General features: G+C 68.2%; 13 protein-coding genes. 11 read left to right on the top strand and 2 right to left on the bottom strand.

From position 1 onward, the window contains the following. The first annotated feature begins 47 nt into the window (after nt 1-47). Both ABD243_RS18660 and ABD243_RS18655 read left to right on the top strand, forming a co-directional pair. Nucleotides 48-2,684: a helix-turn-helix transcriptional regulator gene (locus tag ABD243_RS18660; RefSeq protein WP_344368090.1), complete on the top strand. Its 2,637-nt coding sequence runs from the start codon at nt 48-50 to the stop codon at nt 2,682-2,684. A 281-nt stretch (nt 2,685-2,965) separates the two neighbouring features. Further along, on the top strand, nt 2,966-3,430 hold the full coding sequence (locus ABD243_RS18655; protein WP_344367844.1) for a universal stress protein: 465 nt from the start codon (nt 2,966-2,968) through the stop codon (nt 3,428-3,430). Between the two features lie 106 nt (nt 3,431-3,536). On the opposite strand, the gene ABD243_RS18650 is transcribed toward ABD243_RS18655, so the two are convergent. Both ABD243_RS18650 and ABD243_RS18645 read right to left on the bottom strand, forming a co-directional pair. Further along, nucleotides 3,537-5,192 (bottom strand): glycoside hydrolase family 43 protein, encoded by a 1,656-nt coding sequence (locus ABD243_RS18650; RefSeq protein ID WP_344367843.1) that lies wholly within the window; start codon nt 5,190-5,192, stop codon nt 3,537-3,539. A gap of 95 nt (nt 5,193-5,287) precedes the next feature. Continuing rightward, on the bottom strand, nt 5,288-6,133 hold the full coding sequence (locus tag ABD243_RS18645) for an IclR family transcriptional regulator (protein ID WP_344367842.1): 846 nt from the start codon (nt 6,131-6,133) through the stop codon (nt 5,288-5,290). A 250-nt stretch (nt 6,134-6,383) separates the two neighbouring features. On the opposite strand from ABD243_RS18645, the gene ABD243_RS18640 reads away from it, so the two are divergent. The 9 genes from ABD243_RS18640 (at nt 6,384) to ABD243_RS18600 (ending at nt 21,022) form a co-directional block, all read left to right on the top strand. Next, nucleotides 6,384-7,937 carry an ABC transporter substrate-binding protein gene (locus ABD243_RS18640; RefSeq protein WP_344367840.1) on the top strand — a complete coding sequence of 518 codons (1,554 nt, stop codon included), beginning with the start codon at nt 6,384-6,386 and terminating at the stop codon, nt 7,935-7,937. A gap of 61 nt (nt 7,938-7,998) precedes the next feature. Further along, nucleotides 7,999-8,952, top strand: a complete 954-nt coding sequence (locus ABD243_RS18635) for an ABC transporter permease (RefSeq protein ID WP_344367839.1) — start codon at nt 7,999-8,001, stop codon at nt 8,950-8,952. Continuing rightward, the gene (locus ABD243_RS18630) at nt 8,949-11,090 is read left to right on the top strand and encodes a dipeptide/oligopeptide/nickel ABC transporter permease/ATP-binding protein (RefSeq protein WP_344367838.1); all 2,142 of its coding nucleotides are present in this window, start codon (nt 8,949-8,951) and stop codon (nt 11,088-11,090) included. Before ABD243_RS18635 ends, ABD243_RS18630 begins: the two co-directional genes overlap by 4 nt. After that, the gene (locus tag ABD243_RS18625; protein WP_344367837.1) at nt 11,087-12,094 is read left to right on the top strand and encodes an oligopeptide/dipeptide ABC transporter ATP-binding protein; all 1,008 of its coding nucleotides are present in this window, start codon (nt 11,087-11,089) and stop codon (nt 12,092-12,094) included. Before ABD243_RS18630 ends, ABD243_RS18625 begins: the two co-directional genes overlap by 4 nt. 85 nt (nt 12,095-12,179) lie before the next feature. Next, a complete protein-coding gene (locus ABD243_RS18620) occupies nt 12,180-14,477 on the top strand; it encodes an alpha-L-rhamnosidase (RefSeq protein ID WP_344367836.1) in 2,298 nt (765 codons plus the stop codon). Between the two features lie 94 nt (nt 14,478-14,571). Beyond that, complete coding sequence (locus ABD243_RS18615; protein WP_344367835.1) at nt 14,572-17,136, top strand: beta-glucosidase family protein; 2,565 nt, start codon at nt 14,572-14,574, stop codon at nt 17,134-17,136. 51 nt (nt 17,137-17,187) lie between these two features. After that, the gene (locus ABD243_RS18610; protein ID WP_344367834.1) at nt 17,188-18,219 is read left to right on the top strand and encodes an alpha/beta hydrolase fold domain-containing protein; all 1,032 of its coding nucleotides are present in this window, start codon (nt 17,188-17,190) and stop codon (nt 18,217-18,219) included. Then, a complete protein-coding gene (locus tag ABD243_RS18605) occupies nt 18,216-20,048 on the top strand; it encodes a glycoside hydrolase family 3 protein (protein ID WP_344367833.1) in 1,833 nt (610 codons plus the stop codon). The genes ABD243_RS18610 and ABD243_RS18605 overlap by 4 nt, the downstream gene beginning before the upstream one ends. Further along, complete coding sequence (locus ABD243_RS18600; RefSeq protein ID WP_344367832.1) at nt 20,045-21,022, top strand: alpha/beta hydrolase fold domain-containing protein; 978 nt, start codon at nt 20,045-20,047, stop codon at nt 21,020-21,022. The genes ABD243_RS18605 and ABD243_RS18600 overlap by 4 nt, the downstream gene beginning before the upstream one ends. Nucleotides 21,023-21,045: the final 23 nt, after the last annotated feature.

Here is a 21,045-nt window from a genome sequence, read left to right as displayed (position 1 = left end):
CTGTTGGGGCCCATTTGGGCCCGCCTAGCATGTGAAACGTGGGAGACATGCAAAATGCGGGATGGGTGCCTGGCCCGCAGTTCAAAATCCGACCGCCTCTGCGCGGTCTCGGAGCGTTGGAGCGTCCACGTCTGGAAAACGCGTTGTCCGCGGCCGCCGATTCTCACCGCCTGACTCTCGTCGCAGCCCCAGCCGGCTATGGCAAATCGACGTTCCTGGGCGACTGGGTCCGCAACTGCGATCTGCCGTGCGCCTGGCTGTCGCTCGACCGGTTCGATACCGAGCCCGCACGGCTGTTTCACGGCGTCGTTGGAGCGATCCAATCGGCGGCCAGCAAGATGCCATTGCCTGGCAACGACGCCCTGCTGGCTCTTGACCTGGGCCAGGCCCATGACCGGACCGCCTCCTACGATCTTCTCCTCGGAGCCCTCGAGCACCTCACCGAGCCGATCGTCCTGGTGATCGACGACGTCCACTTGGCCGGGTCGGGCCTGGCGAACGGAATTGTCGGGGTTCTTGCCGCGTCGGCACCCCCCTCATTGCGGCTGGTCCTCTCGGGGCGGGGCCATACCGCCATCCAGCTGGAAAGATTCCGATATGGAGAAGGCCTCGGTGAACTGCGCGCCGCCGAACTTGCCTTCACGCGGGAGGAAGTTGCCCAGTTTGCGCGTTCCCTAGGACAAGATGCGCCGTTTGACGCCGGATCGCTCTGGAAAGCGACTGCCGGCTGGCCGGTCGCCGTCCACGCCAGCCTTGTCTCTTTGGCGCAGTCCCGCAACGTGGCGCTCAGCCCGCCGGCCGCCACGCCCACGCACATACCCCTCGCCGATTATGTCGCGGAAGAGATCCTCGACCAGCTTGAAGCGCCCCTGGCCGAATTCATCCTGAGGGCCACCACGTGCGACTGGTTGGACCGACGCCTCGCCGTCGAACTCTACGGCCGTCCCCACGGCGGCGTTCTGCTTGAAGAATGCCTCCGCAACGGTCTCTTCATCGAGGAGCATGATTACCCCGGCGGCGAATCGGCGTACCGCTGGCACGCCCTCTTCGCGGCGCAGTGCCGCCGACTACTGGAGCGGCGCGACCCCCTCCTTGCCGAGCGCCTGCACCGCGTGGCGGCGCGGCACTACCAGGACGCCGACGTCGTCGCGTGCGTGGCCCAGGCGCTGCAAGGGCGCGCTCCCCGGCAGGCGGTCATGTCGCTCGGCGCGCACTGGCTCGAGTTCGTGCTGGGAAATGACGCCCAAACCCTCGAACGGCTATGCCGTGAACTCCCGACTCCGTGGAGCGAGGATCCCGAAATCCTGATGATCAGATCGGTCTGCCGTGCCATCTCCGGCGACGCCACCGCCGCATCTGAACTCGCCCAACGGGCACTGTCCAGGACCTACGTCCTGGATGCAATTCGCCGGCGGCGGCTGGACAGTTGCCGTGCCCTTTTTGAGCCGTTGCCCGACGGCGGACGACCGGATCTGCGCGCCACCCTGGCGGATGGTGGCCGGCCGGCCAAAGACATTCCGGACGGTGGACGTTCGGCCGCCGGCCCGACGGGACTCTTCTTACTGGCCCAGGCCGAGTTCCGGCTGCACCGCAGCGGCGAATTCGCTATCGCCTTGCTCCAAACGGCCGGAGGTGCCAGCAGCGCGGAGCAGCTCGACGCGATAGAAATCGGGGCCCAGGCGGACCTCGCGTTGGCGTTCGCAGCAGCCGGTGACCTGATGAGCGCCGAGAAACTGGCAACAACGGCGCTAGGGCGGGCAGACGCGCTGGGCTGGAGTTCGCACGAACGGATAGCGCCGGCGTGGCTGGCACGCGGCATCGCGTGCTATTGGAATGACGAGCTGAAAGCTGCGCGGACGTGTCTTGTGAAAGCCCAGCGATTGGGCAGCGAGCTCCACCCGTCCGGACGGCTCAGTGCCATCTATCGGGTTCTGGTTGAGTGTGCCACCGGCGATCTGACGCGACTTGCCGACTCCAGCGCGGCGCTGGAGTCCTTTCACGGACGTGGACTGTACGCGGTGTCGTGGAATGCCCTGTACTCCGTCGCCGTGGCGAAGGCTGCCGAAGCCCAGGGCGACCTCGCCGGTGCATTGGAGATGGTTCAACCCCTGGGCGCCGGAGGGCACGGGGCATTGGCTGACACCTTGCTGGCGGAATTGCTGCGTCGCGGAACGGAGTTCACCGCAGCCCAAAACTGTGCAGAGTCATTGGCTGATCGTCGAGGGAACTCATACATCGACACGCGCCTAAGCCTGACCGAGGCGCTCCTGGCCCACAGGACGGGTGATACCGCGGCCGCCCACGAGCGGCTTGAACATGCAGTCCGCCGGGCAGAGCCCGAATCAGTCCTGCGGCCATTCGCTGAGCGGCGGGAGGAACTCGCCGATCTGCTCGTGCAACACGCTGTCTGGGGTACGGCTCATGAGTCCTTCATTGCAGCGCTGATGGCACGCGACGCACAGGGTGAGACGCGCCTTCGGACACAGTCTTACTGGAACCTGACCGAGCGCGAACGCGAAGTTCTTGCCTATATGCGTTCTATCATGACCGCCGCGGAAATTGCCGATGCGCTGTACATTTCGGTCAACACGGTCAAGACCCACGAACGGTCAATCTACCGCAAACTCGGGGCCGGAAGCCGGCGCGATGCGCTGAAGACGGCCGCCAAGCGCGGCATCGTCTGAACCCCAGGGCCGGCGGTCCGGTCGTCAGGAATTTCACCCGGGCTGGATGAGGCTGCGAGTGGGTGAGGGTTTTGACACTTGTTGTAGCTGTCAGAGAATGTCGGGCCGACGCTGCAGCGCAGTTCGCGTTTCGGGGTTACGTCACTGAATAGTCCTTTCGGGCCTACGTCACTGAATAGTCTGCCGTCACTGGGGCGAGCAGATCAAAAGGAAAGCAGTTCTCTGACGAGACGGGCCAGAGGGCTCTAGGCGCCGTTAACCGGCGGTGAAAGTCTGGAATCATGACAAATGTAGACCGCTTTGTGATTGTGGTCGGGTTTGACGGCTCGAAACAATCGCATGCCGCCCTGGAATGGGCCATTGAAGAGTGCCAGTTCCGTGATGCGGAACTGCGCATAGTGACAGTCTGGGATAAAGCACCGATGTCGTGGTATCCGGCACTGCTGGAAACAGCGGCAGGGGAAATCGTGGCCGAGGAATCTCCGCAGCAGCAGGCTGAGCAGATCAGCGCGGCGGCCGCGCAGGCCGCGGACGCCGTAAACGTGGTGACGCGGACCGTCCAGAACGACTCCGCCGCGTCGGCGATACTGGCGGCGGCGCAGGAAGCCGATCTGGTGGTGATTGGCGCCCGCGGCCACGGTGGTTTCGCGGGCCTGCACATCGGTTCGGTCTCCTCCCAGGTGGCGAACCACTGCCCGTGCCCGGTGCTGGTGGTTCGCCCGAAAGCCGCTGCACAGGCCCGTTGACCGGCGAGGAAAGCCCGCGCCGGGGGTGCCCCGTGCTGTTTGATGCCAGGGCATGACCTTGTAGAGATCGACGACAGCCTCTTCGGGCGGCGAGGCGAAGCCGCCTTCAATGCCCGCCTGCATCCGGGGCATGAGGATCGTGTCCCGGAATTTCTCCCAGCTCTCCTTCGATGCATGGACTGCCATGATCGTCCAGCCGCCCGCGGACGAGCGGCCTGTAGTCGAACTGTTCGATGACGGCGCTGCCTCCAGTGACCGACAGTCCGATGACACGCCCGGTGAAACCTCCGGCGACCTCGCTGGACAAGTACCGGCCGTCCAGCCGGGCAACGGTGCTCGAGCGTCCACCCTGCCGGAAACCGAGGGAGACTTCATCGGGGCCGGTGTTCTTACCCGGCTGCCCGGCACACGGCGCGTCGTTGCAGGAAATCTCCAGCTGCAGGGGACCCGCGGACGGATCCCACTCCGCGATTCCCATGTCCTGATGAAGTGTTCCGATCCGTGCCACCGCCCGTATATGGCGCTGACCGGCCTCGACGGCATACCAGTGGGAATCGTCCACCCTGAGCACGAGCCTCACCACCGCCTCCGGAGAGGGGTGCACCGTGGCCCGCCCGCTCCACTCAAAGTCGCGCACCCTGGTTGCCATGAGGGGCGCCGTCGCTGTGGCGGTGCCGGCGCCTGTGATGTGTATGCCGGCGGCAAGTTTGGCGGTGAACGAGGCGAGGTCTGTTCCGGGTGCAATCCAGCGCATGTGGGGAAGGTCGCCGGAGAAGTCATCGGAGAACGAGGTGTCGCTGGCGGGAACCTGATAGCGGTCCTCGTCGAAACGCGGCCAGCCTTGTTCCCACACGATGCCGGAGACGAACGTTTCGCGGCCCAGGACGTGGTATCCCGGAACGCTGCCGCGCGGGCGCACGCCCAGATAGACTGCCGCCCAGGCGCCGTCGACTGTCTCGACGAGGTCGGCGTGGCCCACGTTCTGGACTGTGGCTGCGGTGCTGCGGTGGCTGAAGACCGGATTGTCCGGATGAGGTTCGAAGGGGCCGCCCGGTGCCTTGCTCCGGCTGACGGAGACGGCATGACCGCGTTCCGTGCCGCCTTCGGCCAGGACCAGGTACCACCAGCCGCCCGCCTGATACAGGTGGGGACCTTCCGGATAGGCAAGGCCGGTTCCCTGCCAGAGCTTTCTGGGGCGTTCCAGGAGCCGGCCGGTCTGCGGATCCAGCAGGGCCTGGACAATGCCGGACTCGTTCTCGCCGGGACCGAAGCCTACCCAGGTAAGGTAGCAGTTGTCGGCGCTGTCCCACGCGATGTCAGGGTCGATGCCCAACGTCCCCGTGATCTGCACGGGGTCGCTCCACGGGCCGGCCGCACTTTCGGCGTGCATCAAAAGATGGCCGCCGCCGAAATCGCTCATGTTGGTGGTCACGAACCAGAATTTGTTGTTGTGATGCCGGAGGGTGGATCCGAAGATTCCACCGGAAGCGCGCCCGTCGCCGGCGGCGAACTGGCTCCGACGTGTGAGGATATTGCCGATCTGGTCCCACGTGACGAGGTCCCGGCTGTGGAAGATGGGTGCCCCTGGAAAATATTCGAAGCTTGAGGTGGCCAGGAAGTAGTCCCCACCCACGCGGCAGATCGTCGGATCCGGAAAGAATCCGGGAATGACGGGGGCGGCGGCACCCGAGGAGGTCCTCGGCTGGCCCGTCCCGACTTCACTGCCAACCACCGCTGCTCCGTCCGTCGCTGAATATCTCATACCCGGATTCCTATCGCCGGGAGTCCCTACGCTAGGGACCGCCTGGCGTGCGCCGCACCGGCACTTCCAATGGTTGGAAGGCCGGGGATGTCGGTTCAGCCCTCGGACAAGGTGCGGACGTCGTCGGCCAGGGCCGTCCGGAATCCAAGGTTTCGAGATACCGCCCGGGCGGTGGCCATCACGGCCGGAGCCAGGACATTTGGCGGGGTGGTCCCGTCCGGAACCACGATGGACAGTGCGGCCACCACGGCGCCCTGGGCATCAAAGACGGGGGCGGCCACGGAAACGGTCAGCGACGGCGCGGAGCGGCGGATCATGGCAATGCCGGTCCGGTGGACGTCGGAGAGGGTGCGGCGCAGCTGGCCTTCCGGCATGGCGGCGACGCCCGGTTCGGTCTCTGCCGGCTCCTTCAGGATCTTTTCCTGGAATGCGGCGTCCGCGCCGGCCATCAACACCAGACCGACGGCGGTAGAGCGGAGGGGGAGCCGGCCGCCCACCCGGTAGGCCACTTCCGTGGCCTGCTTGGAGGAGAGCCGCTCGATCAGGACGGCCTCGTTCCTGTCCCGCACGGCCAGCAGCACATGATGCCGGGTCACGGAAAAGAGGTCCTCCAGGTAGGGCAGTGCGATTTCGCGGATGCCATGGCCCCTGGGGGAGAGGGACGCTATTTCCCACAGCCGGACGCCCACGACGTAGCGGCCGTCATCGAGCCGTTCCAAAGCGCCCCAGGCGACCAGGCGGGCGATGAGGCGCAGCGCCGTGGGGGCGGGCATGTCGGCGTAGCGCGCCAGCTCGGACAAGGTCAGCGCCCGACGGCGGTCCGTGAAGACAGCGAGCAGGCTGAGGGCCCGGTCGATCACCGGCTCGCCCTGCTTGGGGCGCTTGCCGCGCGCAGCGGCGGGTTTTTCAGCGGTCGTTAACCTGTCCGCGGGTGCCGTCATTCGTCATCGTTCCTTCTTCGTCGCCAGTGACGCTCACCACAATAGTGTTTCAACCAATGAAATTCACATGTGACGGCCTTGCGTCTGCCGACGACTCTTGATGGAGCCGGTCCACCCGAGCACATCTGACGGAACGGCCCGGAGGCACAGCCGCCGGACCGCCAACGTTGGGCGGGTCCGCACTACGCCGGGCCCCCACACCAGATGTCGACTATCCCGTTGTTTTAGAGAGAATGCGAAGGCGCACTACATGAAACTTCTGAACCCCACCGCCCGACGGAGCGCGGCCGTTCTGGCCGGTGTCCTGCTGCTCAGCTCCGTGACTGCCTGCGGCGGCTCCGGCCAGGCGGCCTCCGCCGTGGACAAGAGCACCCTGACGATCGGCGTCGAGAGTGACAGTGCGTCCTTCGGTTTCGACCCGTTGCGGGTCTCCGACGCCCAGCGGCAGTTCTTTGAAGGCCTCTACGACAACCTCATGACCCTCCAGGCGGACGGCTCTGTTGGTCCGGGGCTGGCAACCGGCTTCAGCTACAACGCCGACAACACCGTACTGACCCTGACGCTCAAGCAGGGCGTGACGTTTACGGACGGGTCCACACTGGACGCCGCGCTGGTGAAGGCCAACTTCGACCGCCGCACGGATCCCGCGCTCTCGGCGTACTCGGCCATCGCCAAGGGCGGCGCCCAGGAAGTCACGTCCGTGGACGTCGTCAGCCCCACCCAGGTGTCCCTGACATTTGCCAAGGCGCAGCCGGGCTTCGAGAAGAACCTGGCCTCCACCCTGGGCATGATCGTCGGCAAGTCCGGGGCCGCTGACACGGCAAGCCTCGCCGCCAAGCCGGACGGCTCCGGCCCGTACACCCTGGACGCCTCCACCGTGAAGGGCAACAAATACGTCCTGCAGAAGAACGACAAGAGCGCCGACGCCGCGAAATACCCCTACAGCAAGATCGTTTTCAGCGTCATCCAGGATCCGCAGGCCCGCGCCAATGCCCTCGTTTCCGGTCAGGTGGACGTCGCCCAGCTGACTTCGCCGACAGTTGACTTCGCCAAGTCCAAGGGCGTGGGTGTCTCCCAGATCGGCGGCACGGTGAACACCATGATCTCCTTCGATAAGACCGGCAAGACGTCGCCGGCCTTCGCGAGCGAAAAAGTCCGCCAGGCATTCCAGTACGCCATCAACCGGCAGGCCCTCGTCGATGCCCTGCACAAGGGCGACATCGCGGCGTGGAACGCGCTGCCCAAGGATTCGGCCGGCTTCACGGCGGCGCTGAACACGCAGTTCGCGTACGACCCCGCCAAGGCCAAGAGCCTGCTGGCCGAGGCGGGCTACGCCAACGGCTTCGAATTCACCATCGTTGCGAGCGCCACCACGCAGACCGACCTCCAGGCCGTCCAGAAGGATCTTGCCGCCGTCGGCATCACCATGCAGGTCAAGATGGCGACGTCCACCGACGAGGCGTTTGCCGCCGTCGCCACCACTCCGCTGGGCTACGCGCCGCTGAGCTGGGACAACCCGGTGGGCCTGATGTACGGCGCGATCCTGAGCGGTTTCACCAACGTCCAGAAGGCCACGGACGACCAGCTCAGCGCCGCCACCGGTGAGGCTGCCGCTGCGAAGGACGACGCCGCGCAAAAGGCTGCGCTGACCAAGCTGAACACCCGGCTCGTGGAATCCGGCTGGATGATCCCGCTCTATGAGGCCCTCACCAACCAGGGCTACAACACCAAGAAGATCAAGCAGGTCGAGTTCGCCGGCACGAACGCCTACCCGCTGCTCTCGTCCTACGCACCGGCCAACTGATCACCCACCCTGCCGGACGGCCTTCACCTTGCAGGCGAAGGCCGTCCGGCGGCCCCGACCGATGGAGGTCATCATGGCGATTTACGTCGCAAAGCGCCTGCTGATGGCGCTGGCCACCGTGCTGCTGGTTGCGGTCCTGGCGTTCCTGCTGGTGCATGCAATGCCGGGCAGCCCGGGAGCCGTGTCCCTCGGCGCCGGCGCGTCCCAGGAGGCCATTAATCGGGTCAACGAGAAGCTCGGCTGGTCCGATCCGCTTCCGGCCCAGTTCTTTCGGTGGCTCGGCAGCGCAGCCCAGGGAGACTTCGGAGTGTCCCTGATCGACGGCCGGTCAGTGAGCGCCGACCTCGCTAACAGGCTGCCGGTGACGGCGGTCCTGGCCGCCGGAGCCACGCTCCTGAGCGCTGTGCTCGGAATCGCCCTCGGCGTGACGGCCGCCGTGCGCGGCGGGATGGTCGACCGGATCGTCGGCGCCGTCTGCGGCCTGGCCGTGGCGCTGCCAGCCTTCTGGATCGGCATCATCTTTGTGTACCTCTTCGCCGTTCAGTCCTCGGTCTTTCCGGCCACCGGTTACGTCCCCTTCGAGGTTTCAACCCAGGACTGGGCCCTGTCCCTGGCCCTGCCGGTGATCACGCTCGCCGTGGGCGGTGCGGCCTTCATCGCCCGCCAGACCAGGGCATCCATGCTGGAGGCCCTGCAGCAGGAACACATCCGGACCCTCCGGGCAACGGCCACTCCCACGTGGAAAATCCTGTACGTTCACGCCCTGCGCTACGCCAGCCTGCCGATTGTGGCCGGTATCGCCGTGCAGTTCATCGGACTGTTCGGCGGTTCCGTGATCGCCGAGCAGTTGTTCGCCATGCCGGGCCTCGGCCAGGCAGTCCAGACCTCCGTCAGCACCCACGATGCCCCGTCAGTTCAGGGTGTGGTGGTGGTCGCCACCGTTGTGGTGGTGGCCGTGAACCTGGTGCTGGAACTCGCCACCAAGTTTCTCGATCCGAAGTTGCGTGCCTCATGATCCCTTCCGTTGCCCCCGCTCCCGTCGCCCCCGCTCCCGTCGCCGCAGACGCGGAAGATACAGCTACAAACGCAGTCACCGACACCACCGCCGGAGCTCGGCCCGGGCGCCGTCCCAGGACCGCGTTCGCCGGCCTGTTTTCACGCCGCTTGTCCGCCCGCCGGTTGGTTGCCTCGCCCGGTGCCGTGGCAGGCATCACCTGGCTGGTCGCCCTCGTGGTTGCCTCCCTCACCGCACCGTGGTGGCTGCCGTACAAGACTGAAGACCAGGATTTCACCGCCGTCCTGTCCGGTCCCACGGCCGCCCACTGGCTGGGCACCGACGAACTCGGACGGGACCTGCTCAGCCGCATTTTCGCCGCGGCCGCCGGCACCCTGGGGACATCGCTCATCACGGTGATTGTCGGCGTCGGGCTCGGGACCATCCTGGCGATGGTGGCCGCCGCGGGAGTGCGAACGGAGGGAGTGATCAGCCGTGCCACCGAAATCATGATGTCTCTGCCCGGAACGGTCATCATCCTTGCGGTCATCGGAGCTGTGGGTACGAACATTCCCGTCATCATGGCGATCCTGGGCGTCCTCATCTCGGCAGGCATCTACCGCGTGATGCTGGGACAGGCCACCGCCCTGCAGTCCCAGCTCTATGTCGACGCCGCCAAAGTGGACGGTGTCAGCGCCCTCGGCATCAGTATGCGCCACGTGCTGCCGGGCCTGAGCAACACGATCGTGGTCCAGTCCGCCCTCATCTTCGCGGTGGGCATGCTCATCCAGGCCGGCTTGGCCTTCATCGGGTTTGGTCCGCCCATCCCGCAGCCCAGCTGGGGCGGCATGATCCAGGGCGCATCCCAGCACGTCTACGACGCCCCGTGGCTCATGGTCCCCACCGGCGCGGTCCTGGCCCTGACGGTCGTCGCGGCCAACGCGATCGGCAACGCCCTGGGCAAATCGCCGAATGCATCCGCCTCGCACCTGCCGTCGGCCGCGGAGCGCCGACGCCGGGCCGCTGCGTCCGCCGTCGCGGCACCGGAAGCCCCGGCTGTTCCGTCTCCTTCAGGCCGCCTGAGCGTCCGCGGACTCTCGGTAGGGGTCGACGGCGGCACGCCGCTGGTCACGGACGTCTCCTTCGACGTCGGGCAGGGGACCGTGCTGGGACTCGTGGGCGAATCGGGCTGCGGCAAGACGATGACGGCGTTGTCCCTGCTCGGCCTGTTGCCCTCCGGCGTAGCCGTCACCGGCGGCCAGATCCTGTGGGACGGCCGGAACCTTGCCGGCGCCCCGGAAGGCGTGATGGAGGGTGTCCGGGGGCGGGACATCGCGCTGATCTCCCAGGAACCCATGCGGGCACTGGACCCCATGTTCACAGTGGGCTACCAGCTCGTCTCCACCGTCCGGCGTCTGCGCGGCATCGGGAAAGCCGAAGCCCGGGCCGAAGCCCTGGGCCTGCTCGAAAAGGTGGGCATCGTGGACGCCGCACGCATCCTCAGGACCTACCCGCACCAGATCTCCGGGGGCATGGCACAGCGCGTGGCCATTGCCCTGGCCCTGTCCGGACGGCCCAGGCTGCTCGTGGCGGACGAACCCACCACCGCCCTTGACGTGACGGTACAGGCGGAGATCCTCTCGGTGCTGCGGACCCTGGTGAAAGACACCGGCATGTCCGTGGTGATGGTGACCCACGACCTCGGCGTGGTCGCGGACATCTGCGACACCGTTGCGGTCATGTACGCAGGCCAGGTGGTGGAAAGCGGCCGGACCGCCAACATCCTCGACAACCCGCGCCACCCGTACACCCTGGCGCTGCTGGCCGCCGACCCGCACGCCAACACCGCCGCGGACATGCCCGAACGCCTCGCCACCATCAACGGCCAGGTCCCGCAGCCCAAGGACTGGCCGGGCGGCTGCCGGTTCATGGCGCGGTGCCAGTTTGCCGGATCAGCCTGCGTGGCGCCGGTTCCGCTGGTGCCTTCCGGCTCCGACGACGGCGTGGTGCGCTGCGTCAAGGCCGATGAACTGGCCGTCGAGGGCCTGGAATGGGTGGCCACCGACGTACCGGGCCACCGCGTACTGGACGTTCGTTCGCGGGACATTCCTTCGCGGGACATTCCTTCGGGGGACAATGTTGAGAGGGATAAGGCATGAGCGTCGAAACGGCAGCACGGCAGGACGAAACGGTACCGGCTCCCGGTCAGCAGCTCTTGGACGTGGCGGACCTGGTGGTCCGTTACGGCCGGGGCCGGAAGGCCGCCACCGCGCCGGCGGCGGTGGACGGCGTGAGCTTCAGCATCCGGCCCGGGGAAACCGTGGGCCTGGTGGGGGAGTCAGGCTCCGGCAAGTCCACGATCGGCAAGGCCATTCTGGGGCTGGAGAAGTGCAGCGGGGGTTCGATCCGGTACAACGGAACAGACGTCACCCATGCCAGCGCGGCACGGCGCCGCGAACTTGGCGGGGAGCTGAGGGCCGTGTTCCAGGACCCGAACTCCTCGCTCAACCCCCGGCAGACCATCGGCGCGTCGCTTGCCGAGCCGCTGCGGATCCGTGGCATGGCCGCCGGGGAAGCGCGGCAGCGCGCCGAGGACATGCTGGTGCGGGTGGGACTTCCCCGCGAGGCCGTGGACCGCTATCCCGGTCAGTTTTCCGGCGGCCAGCGGCAGCGGATCGCCGTCGCCCGGGCACTGATCTGCGAACCGAGGCTCGTAGTGTGCGACGAAGCGGTCAGCGCGCTAGACCTCTCGACCCAGGCCCAAGTGCTGAACCTTCTTGCCGACCTCCGGGACGAACGGGGACTGAGCTACCTCTTCATCGCGCACGATATCTCCGTGGTCCAGTTCCTCGCCCAGCGCGTCGTGGTTCTCTACCGCGGCCAGGTCATGGAAAGCGGGCCCGCCGCCGCCGTCACGGAGTCCCCCCACCACCCCTTCACCCAGGCGCTGGTGGCGGCCTCGCCCGTGCCCCGCCCGGCAGAACAGGCCGAACGACGGCAAAAACGGGAAGCGCTCGGTGTCCGGACCGCGGCAGCCGCGGCCGCCGCGCCCGGCGGCTGCCCCTTCAGCCAGCGGTGCCCGCTGGCAACGGACCTGTGCCGCACCGAACGCCCCGTCCTGCGGACGGTGGGCATGTCGGCCGTCGCCTGCCACTACGCCTGAGCCGCCCGCGAATCCTGAGGCCGCGCCACCCGCGTCACCCCTCAGCCCCTCCCACGAAAACCAGCACAAGAACGGAAGACACCACATGACCCCGGCACCCTGGTCCGCCACGATGATCGCCGCCGATCAAGACTTCGACGGCGCACCCCTCCTGCGCAAGGAATTCCGGCTCGACGAGGGCCACGGCCCCGTGGTGACCGCGCAGCTGCGGGCCACCGCCTTCGGAATCTACGAGGCACAGATCAATGGCGTCCCGGTCGGCGATGACGTTCTCAGCCCCGGCTGGAGCTCCTATGAATGGCGCCTGCGCTACCGCAGCTACGACGTGACCGCGCTCGTGGAACCCGACACGGTGATCGGCGTTGCGCTTGGCAATGGCTGGTACCGCGGACGCCTGGCCTGGCACGGCAAATCGGGTCTGTACGGCGATGAGCTGGGCTTCTTCGGTCAGTTGGACATCGAATTCGCCGACGGCCACGTCCAGACGATTGCCTCGGACCCGTCCTGGCAGTCGGGGCCGTCCGCGACCACGGCCAACGACCTCTACGACGGACAGGCCATTGACGCTCGGCGGGAACCGGAGGGCTGGGCCCGGCCGGGGTTCGACACCGGCGCCGCTGCGCCGGCCGGCGCGCGGTCAGGCACCTGGGTCGGGGTCCACGAGCTGGAGTTCGACGCCGACCGCCTGGCAGACCCCGTCGGGCCGCCGGTGGTGCGCAACGAGGTCCTCAAACCGGTGGAGATCTTCACCTCACCGGGCGGCAAGACACTGGTGGACTTTGGCCAGAACCTGGTGGGCTGGCTGCGCTTCACCGTCCAGGGCGAGGCCGGCACCACCATCACAGTGCGCCACGCCGAAGTACTGGAAGACGGCGAGCTGGGGACCCGGCCGTTGCGCTCGGCCGCGGCCACCGACACCTTCATCCTCTCCGGCGGCCAGGACTTCTTCGAACCGAGCAGGACCTTCCACGGGTTCCGCTACGCGGAGGTCACCGGCTGGCCCGGCGAGCTGACCGCGGCATCCCTTGAGGCCGTGGCGGTGCACTCCGCGCTTGAACGCACCGGCCGTTTCGAGTGCTCCAACCCGCTGGTGAACCAGCTGCACCACAACATCGTCTGGGGCCTGAAGGGAAACTTCCTGGACCTCCCCACCGACTGCCCGCAGCGCGACGAACGGCTCGGCTGGACCGGAGATATCGCCGTATTCGCCCCGACGGCCGCCTTCCTCTACGACGTCAAGGGATTCCTTCAGGACTGGCTGCTGGACCTGGCCGCAGAACAAAAAGCCGCCGGCGGGCTCGTTCCCATCACAGTGCCGGACGCGCTGAAGTACTGCCCCCAGCCACCGGAATTCCCGGCACCGGAATCCTCGGCCATCTGGAGCGATGCGTCCGTGTGGGTGCCCTGGGCGCTGTGGGAGGCCTATGGCGACGACACCGTGCTCAAGGACCAGTATGGCTCGATGGCTTCTCACACACGCCGGGTGGAAGGCCTGCTATCGCCCGCCGGACTCTGGGATGAAGGCTTCCAGTTCGGCGACTGGCTGGACCCGGACGCCGCGCCGGACCAGCCGTGGGCCGCGAAGGCGGACACCGGCGTCGTCGCCACCGCATGCCTTTACCGCACGGCGTCGATCACGGCGGCTACGGCTGCGCTCTTGGGGCACGACGCCGACGCCGCCACGTTCGGCCGCCTCGCCGAACGGGTCAAAGCGGCCTTCAACACCCACTACGTTGCCGCAGACGGCACGATCCGTAGCGACTGCACCACCGTCTACGCCCTGGCCATCGCCTTCGACGTCCTGCAGACCAGCCAGCAGCGGGACTTTGCCGGCACCCGCCTCGCCGAACTGGTGCGGAACAACCAGTACCGCATCTCCACGGGCTTCGCCGGAACCCCGTTTATCACCGGCGCCCTGGCCGATACCGGACACATCGAGGAGGCCTACGGGCTCCTGCTGGAACAGGAGTGCCCGTCGTGGCTGTACCCGGTAACCATGGGAGCTACCACCGTCTGGGAGCGGTGGGATTCCATGCTGCCCGACGGCACCATCAACCCCGGCGAGATGACGAGCTTCAACCACTACGCGCTCGGTGCCATCGCCGATTGGCTGCACAAGTATGTGGGCGGTATCCGGCCCCTGGCCCCCGGCTACTCCAAGGTGCTTATCGCGCCCGTGCCGGGAAGCGGCATCGACTGGGCCAAGACCAGCCTCCGCAGCCCGCACGGCACCATCGCTGTCGAGTGGCGGACGTCGGCGGACGGCGCGCTGGAACTCGACGCGATGATCCCTGACGGAGTGGAGGCGGAGATCCGGCTGCCGGGACAGGACTCCCGCACCGTGGGTGCCGGCGCGCACCGACTGACGTCCGCCGCGGTGTAGGCAGCGGCCGTCGCTTCGTAAGTCCGTTATCCACCCCGCCGACGGGAAAACAGGCTGGCAATTGAAGACACCCCACGATCAGGAGCACTAAAGAATGACCTCCACGAGCTTTGACGCCGACGTCGACGACGCGATCCGCACCCTTCCGGTGGCTGAGAAGATCCGGCTCCTGAGCGGCTCCGGCCTGTGGTTCACCCACGCCGAGCCGCGCCTCGGCCTGCCGAAGATCACCGTGTCCGACGGACCCGTGGGGGTCCGGGGCCACCGCGACAACGAGGCCGCCGGCTCGGTGAACCTGCCGTCCGCCACATGCCTGGCGTCTTCCTGGGACCGGCGGCTGATGGCCCGGGTGGGCAGGCTGCTGGCCGCCGAGGCACGGCGGCAGGAGGTGGACGTGGTGCTCGGACCCACCATGAACCTGCACCGATCCCCTTTGGCCGGCCGTAACTTCGAATGCCTGTCCGAGGACCCGCTCCTCACCGGTGAACTGGCAGCCGCCTATGTCGACGGAATCCAGGGCCAGGGCATTGGTGCCTGCCCCAAGCACTTCGTCGCCAACGAGGCGGAGACCGAACGGATGACCGTCAACAACCTGATCGACGAACGGACCCTGCATGAGGTGTACCTCGCACCGTTTGAACGGGTGGTCAAACAGGCCCGGCCGTGGATGATCATGGCGGCCTACAACGGCGTCAACGGCAAGCCCATGACCGAAAATCCCCTCACAGAGAACCCGCTCAAGACCGAGTGGGGATTCGACGGCGCCGTGGTGTCCGACTGGCATGCGGTGTACTCCACCGTGGACTCGGCCCTGTCCGCCACGGACCTCGCCATGCCGGGACCGGAAGAACTGTGGGGCGACCCGCTGGTGAAAGCCAACGCGTCCGGGCTGGTCCCCGAGGCCGTGATCGACGGGAAGGTGCGCCGGCTGCTCACGTTGGGCCGGCGCGTGGAGGAGGGCCGCCGGCAGGAACCGGCGGAACCCAAGGCCGGACCTGAAGCCGGAGCCGCCGTCGCACGCGAGGCCGCGGCGGCAGGATTCGTGCTCCTGGAAAACCACGACCGCATCCTCCCGCTCGCACCCCGCGACATCACGTCCCTCGCCGTAATCGGCCCGGCGGCCATGGACCCCCGGACCCAGGGCGGCGGCAGCGCATCGGTGTTCCCGTCCTACACGGTAGCGCCCGCTGCCGGCCTGCGTGCCCGGCTCGGCGACGGCGCTCAGCTCACCACGGTCCAGGGTGCCTGGCTCTCCGACGGCCTTCGCGAACCCCGCGACGCCGAATGTCACGCGCCGGGCCAGGCGCCGGGCCGCGCGCCGGGCTCGGGGCAACGGCGCGTCCGGCTAACCTGGCGGGGAGCCGCCGGCACCCTCGCGGAGGAATACGGTCCCCGCACCACCCTCACCCGGGGCGCCGGGGCCATCCCTGACGGCGCCACCGCCGTCGACATCGAAACAATTTTCACCCCGCAGGTTTCCGGCCTTTGGAAGCTGGGTCTCAAAGCTATTGGGCACGCCACCCTGGAGGTCAACGGGGAGAGCGTGGCGGCCGCGGATTCGCGCCACCGCTATGCGGACATCGAGGCCGTGCTGATCGGCGCGCCGGAGGAAGCCGCCGACGTCGAACTGGCGGCGGGGGAGCCGGTGCGGCTCACGCTGCGTTACACCTGGCATCCGGATGCCGCCCTGTTCCGCGTGGGGCTGGCCGTCGACGAACCCCGCGGGCCGGCCGACCTCGAGATTGCCAAGGCCGCTGCCGCAGCAGGTGCCGCGGACGTCGCCGTCGTCATGGTGGGGACTTCCGGCGGCGTCGAAAGCGAGGGCTTCGACCGGACATCCCTTGCGCTGCCGGGCCGGCAGGATGACCTGGTCCGCGCCGTCATCGCGGCCAACCCGCGCACGGTGGTGGTGGTCAACGCCGGTGCCCCCGTCGAAATGCCCTGGCGCAACGACGCCGCCGCCGTTCTGCTGGTCTGGTTCCCGGGCATGGAATTCGGCAACGCCCTGGCCGACGTGCTGTTCGGCGACACCGAACCCGGCGGGCACCTGCCGACCACCTGGCCGGCCGCGCTAGCTGACGCTCCGGTCCGGGACACCCGCCCGCGGCACGGTCGGCTCGAGTACACGGAGGGGCTCCATGTCGGATACCGCGGCTGGGCCCGACAAGCCACGCACGCCAGTCAAACCGGGCAGCCCGCCGCCCCGGCGTACTGGCTGGGCCACGGCCTCGGCTACACCACGTTCGCGGTGGACGGGTTCAGGCTGCTCGGGGCACCGGCGCCCGGGGACGACCTCCAGGCCGTGCTGACCGTCCGCAACACCGGGTCCCGGGCCGGAAAATATCTGGCCCAGATCTACGCCGACGCCCCGGAATCGGCCGTGGAACGCCCTGACTTCTGGCTGGCCGGCTTCGCGACGGCCCCCATCCCGGCCGGGGAACGCCGGGAGATCACGGTGACGCTGCCCCGGCGGACCTTCCAGCACTGGAACGCCGGACGCGGCTGGTGCGACGAGGCGACCACCTTCAGGATCGCGCCGGCCGAACACGCCGGGGCCGCGCCGGCCGCGCTGTCCGGACCCCTCGCCGTGTCCGTCACCCTCGCAGCATCCACTAGCCCGGCAGCGCCCGTTCCCGCCAGTGACCGTCCCCGCCCATAACTGAACACGGTTTGCAGCCGTGAACCACCCCGACCTCATCAGGAGCGCAGCATGACCACTACTGAAACCGTAGCAAGCGAAATGGCAGGAAGCCCCGACGCTCCGGCACCCCCGGCCGGAGCGGCACCCCTGGCCGGAGCCGCGGGTCCCGCCTTCCCTGCCTTCGATGGCCCGGGCACGGCCGTCCAAGTGTCCGCGATCTCCGACGTGCACCGGGAAGTCAGCTACGTCAGGACTATCGGGTTCCGTCCGCTGGCCATGGACATCTGGCTTCCGCGGACCGGCGGGCACGGCGGCAAGGCTAAGAGTCCGGTGCCACTGGTGCTCTGGGTTCACGGGGGCGCCTTCCAGCTGGGCGACCGGCGTGAGCTGCCGCCCACGTTCCCCGTGAATTCGGTCTTCTCCCGGCTCAACGCGGCAGGGATCGCCTGTGCGACCGTCGACTACCGGTTGGCCCTCGAAGCAGCCTTCCCGGCCCAGTTGCATGACCTGAAAGCGGCGGTGCGCTACCTCCGCGCACACGCCCGGGAGTTGGGGATCGATCCGGACCGGATCGGCGCCTGGGGCGAATCGGCGGGCGGCCACCTGGCGGCACTGCTGGGCCTGACCGCCGGCCGGGAAGACCTCGAAGGCGGGATCGGGGCGCAGGGGCCCTCCAGCGCGGTCTCCGCCGTCGTGGACTTCTATGGGGTATCTTCGCTGCCCCTCATGCCCCCGATGCAGCTCCCGGACGGCCTCCTTGCCGGCCCCATGGTTGCCGCCGTACCGGCCGGGATGAGCCTGGAACCGGGACCCATGCTCGTTGGCGGCTCCGGCGACCCGGAGCTGCTGGAGGCCGCCAGCCCGCTGGGCCACGTCAGCGCAGACGCGCCGCCGTTCCTGCTGATCCACGGCGACAGCGACGCTCTCGTGCCCTTGTCCCAGAGCATGATCCTCTCGCAGGCGCTTGACGCCGCGGGCATCCGCAACGAGGTCGTCGTCGTCGACGGCGCAGACCACTGCTTCTTCGGCGCGGAAGACCGGATCGACAGCATCCTGGACGCCGCCGTCACTTTCCTCTCCAACGAATTGAGCCAGCCATGACCCCCGCCACCACCCGCTACCCCTACCAGGACGCCGCCCTGCCCGTCGGGCAACGCGTCCAGGACCTCCTGTCCCGGCTCTCGCTCGAGGACAAGGCGGGCCTGATGTTCCACGGCGCGCTCCCGTTCGCGCTCGGCACAGGCCCGGCCGAGGAGTTGATCCGCGAGCGCCGGATCAACCACTTCAACATCATTGGCGCCGCTACCCAGGCCCGGGAACTCGCCGAATGGCACAACAGCATCCAACGGATCGCCGCGGAAACCGGCTGGGGCATCCCGGTCACACTCTCCACCGACCCGCGCCACGCCTACACGGACAACCCGGGCACCGGGGCCCTGGCCGGCCCGTTCTCCCAGTGGCCCGAAGCGCTCGGCTTCGCTGCCGTCGGGGACCCCGACGCCGTGGAGGAGTTTGCCGATGTCGCCCGGCAGGAGTACCGCGCGGTGGGCATCCGGGCCGCGCTGCACCCCCAGGTTGACGTCTTCACCGAACCGCGCTGGTCCCGCGGTGCCGCCACGTTCGGCGAGAGCGCCGAGCTCGCCGCGGACCTGGTGGGCGCCTACGTCCGCGGCTTCCAAGGCGAGACGTTCGGGACGGAGTCCGTGTCCACCATGACCAAGCACTTCCCCGGGGGCGGCCCCCAGCTCAACGGGGAGGACCCGCACTTCAGCTACGGCCGCGAACAGGTCTATCCCGGCGGCAATTTCGACTACCACCTGCTGCCCTTCCGGGCAGCCGTCGACGCCGGCACGCGCCAGGTCATGCCCTACTACGGCATGCCGGTCGGGACCGAATACGAGGAAGTGGGCTTCGCCTTCAACAAGCGCATCCTCACGGAACTCCTGCGGGAAGAGCTCGGCTTCGGCGGCATCGTGTGCTCGGACTGGGGCATCCTCACCGACGGGGATATTTTCGGCAGGGTCTTCCCGGCCCGGGCATGGGGCGTGGAACATTTGACCCCCGAGGAGCGGCTGCTTAAGGCGCTGGACGCCGGTGTGGACCAGATCGGCGGCGAAAGCTGCGTTGAACTCATGACCGGCGCTGTCCGGGCAGGGAAGCTCAGCGAGCACCGGCTGGACGTCTCCGTCCGCAAGCTGCTGGAGGAGAAATTCCTCCTGGGGCTGTTCGAGAATCCCCTGGTGGACGCGGCCGCCGCCGACACCTCGGTGGGAACCCCGCAATTCCGGGCGGCCGGGCGGGCCATGCAGCGCCGGTCCTACACACTCCTCACCAACAAGGACGTCGACGGCGTCCCGACCCTGCCGCTGACCGAAGGGGCGAGGGTCTACCTCGAAGGCCTCACGGCCGGGGACCTGGGGCCGGGCTTCATCGCCGTCCCGACGCCGGAGGCCGCGGACCTCGCGATTCTCCGGCTGCGCACCCCGTTCGAAGTGCGTGGCGAGGGCTTCGAATCCTTCTTCCACTGCGGCAACCTGGCCTTCGCGCCGGAGGAGATCGAGCGTGTCACCGCCATCTGCCAGGCCGTACCCACGGTGATCGACATCAACCTCGAACGGCCCGCCGTCCTGCCCGAACTCGCCGAACACGCCGCGGCCCTGCTGGCCAACTACGGATCCGACGCCGACGCACTCGCGGACATCATCACCGGGCGTGCCGTGCCGGAGGGCCGGCTGCCCTTTGACCTCCCGCGGTCCATGGCTGCCGTGGAGGCCTCGCGGGAGGACATGCCGTTCGATACCGAAGACCCCGTCTTCCGCTACGGCCACGGACTGTCCCTGCCGGCCGCGGGAGACGCCGCCTTCGGAGACGCCGCCGGCGCGCGGGTTCCGCTGCCCGGCGCTGAGCCTATGGCGGGGCGCCGGCCATGACCCTGGATCCGGACCTCGCCGGCGCGCTCCATCACCTGGCCGGCGCGGGGTCGTTCTCCGAGCTCCTGGCCCAACCCGGCGGCCAGGACCGGCTCGAGGCTTTCAGCGCCGGCAGCCTGCCCTATGAGGCGCCCGACGTCCGCGTCCGGGAAGTTGAGGCCCGCGGACCAAACGGGCCCGTCCCGCTCAGGATCTACGGTGGTGCCCCTGGCCATGCCGACGCTCCAGCACTCGTCTGGATGCACGGCGGCGGATTTGCCGGCGGCGGGCTCGACATGCGCGAAGCCGACCAGCTGGCCAGGGAAGTCGCCGCCCGGAGCGGCGGTGCGGTGATCTCGGTGGACTACCGGCTTGCCCGCGACGGCGTGCACTTCCCCGTACCGCACGAGGACGTCCTCACCGCCTGGCTCTGGACCGTGGAGCACGCCGCGGAGCTCGGCGCGGACGCCGGCCGGGTGTGCCTGGGCGGCGCCAGTGCCGGCGGCAACCTCGCCGTGGGCGCCGCGCTCTACCTCAAAGACGCCGGACTGCCGCTGCCGGCCCGGCTGCTCCTCGCGTACCCGTTCCTGCACGCCGAACTGCCCGCGCCCGGTGGCATGGCCGGAGCCGACGGCACCGCGGACGTGCTCGAGGGGCTCCCGCGGCTCCTGCGGTTCACGCCGGATGACTGCCGCGCGTTGGTGGAGAACTACATCGGCGGACCCGTCGCTATGGCGTCGTCCTATGCCATGCCCGGGAACGCGGACCCCTCCGGGTTGCCACCCGCGGCGATCATCGCCTGCGAATACGACGACCTGCGCTACTCGGCCGAAGCGTTCGCGGCCGGTCTCCGGCAGGCCGGAACCGACGTCGATTTCCGCCTCGAGGCAGGAGCCATCCATGGGTACCTGAACCACTCCGCGGGGCTCCGGATCGTGCAGGACGGCCTCGCGTTCCTGGCGACGGCACTCATACAGGCAAAGCCGTTCCAATGATTGAAATGCCTGGTGCCGGGGCA

It is taken from the genome of Arthrobacter humicola (assembly GCF_039531445.1).
Classification (GTDB): domain Bacteria; phylum Actinomycetota; class Actinomycetes; order Actinomycetales; family Micrococcaceae; genus Arthrobacter; species Arthrobacter humicola.
This window is presented reverse-complemented; position numbering and strand designations above follow the sequence as displayed.

Coding starts and splice junctions, on each gene's coding strand:
- ABD243_RS18600 (WP_344367832.1), top strand. CDS start 20,045: ATGACCCTGGATCCGGACCTCGCCGGCGCGCTCCATCACCTGGCCGGC.
- ABD243_RS18605 (WP_344367833.1), top strand. CDS start 18,216: ATGACCCCCGCCACCACCCGCTACCCCTACCAGGACGCCGCCCTGCCC.
- ABD243_RS18640 (WP_344367840.1), top strand. CDS start 6,384: ATGAAACTTCTGAACCCCACCGCCCGACGGAGCGCGGCCGTTCTGGCC.
- ABD243_RS18625 (WP_344367837.1), top strand. CDS start 11,087: ATGAGCGTCGAAACGGCAGCACGGCAGGACGAAACGGTACCGGCTCCC.
- ABD243_RS18635 (WP_344367839.1), top strand. CDS start 7,999: ATGGAGGTCATCATGGCGATTTACGTCGCAAAGCGCCTGCTGATGGCG.
- ABD243_RS18630 (WP_344367838.1), top strand. CDS start 8,949: ATGATCCCTTCCGTTGCCCCCGCTCCCGTCGCCCCCGCTCCCGTCGCC.
- ABD243_RS18655 (WP_344367844.1), top strand. CDS start 2,966: ATGACAAATGTAGACCGCTTTGTGATTGTGGTCGGGTTTGACGGCTCG.
- ABD243_RS18645 (WP_344367842.1), bottom strand. CDS start 6,133: ATGACGGCACCCGCGGACAGGTTAACGACCGCTGAAAAACCCGCCGCT.
- ABD243_RS18660 (WP_344368090.1), top strand. CDS start 48: ATGCAAAATGCGGGATGGGTGCCTGGCCCGCAGTTCAAAATCCGACCG.
- ABD243_RS18650 (WP_344367843.1), bottom strand. CDS start 5,192: ATGAGATATTCAGCGACGGACGGAGCAGCGGTGGTTGGCAGTGAAGTC.
- ABD243_RS18615 (WP_344367835.1), top strand. CDS start 14,572: ATGACCTCCACGAGCTTTGACGCCGACGTCGACGACGCGATCCGCACC.
- ABD243_RS18610 (WP_344367834.1), top strand. CDS start 17,188: ATGACCACTACTGAAACCGTAGCAAGCGAAATGGCAGGAAGCCCCGAC.
- ABD243_RS18620 (WP_344367836.1), top strand. CDS start 12,180: ATGACCCCGGCACCCTGGTCCGCCACGATGATCGCCGCCGATCAAGAC.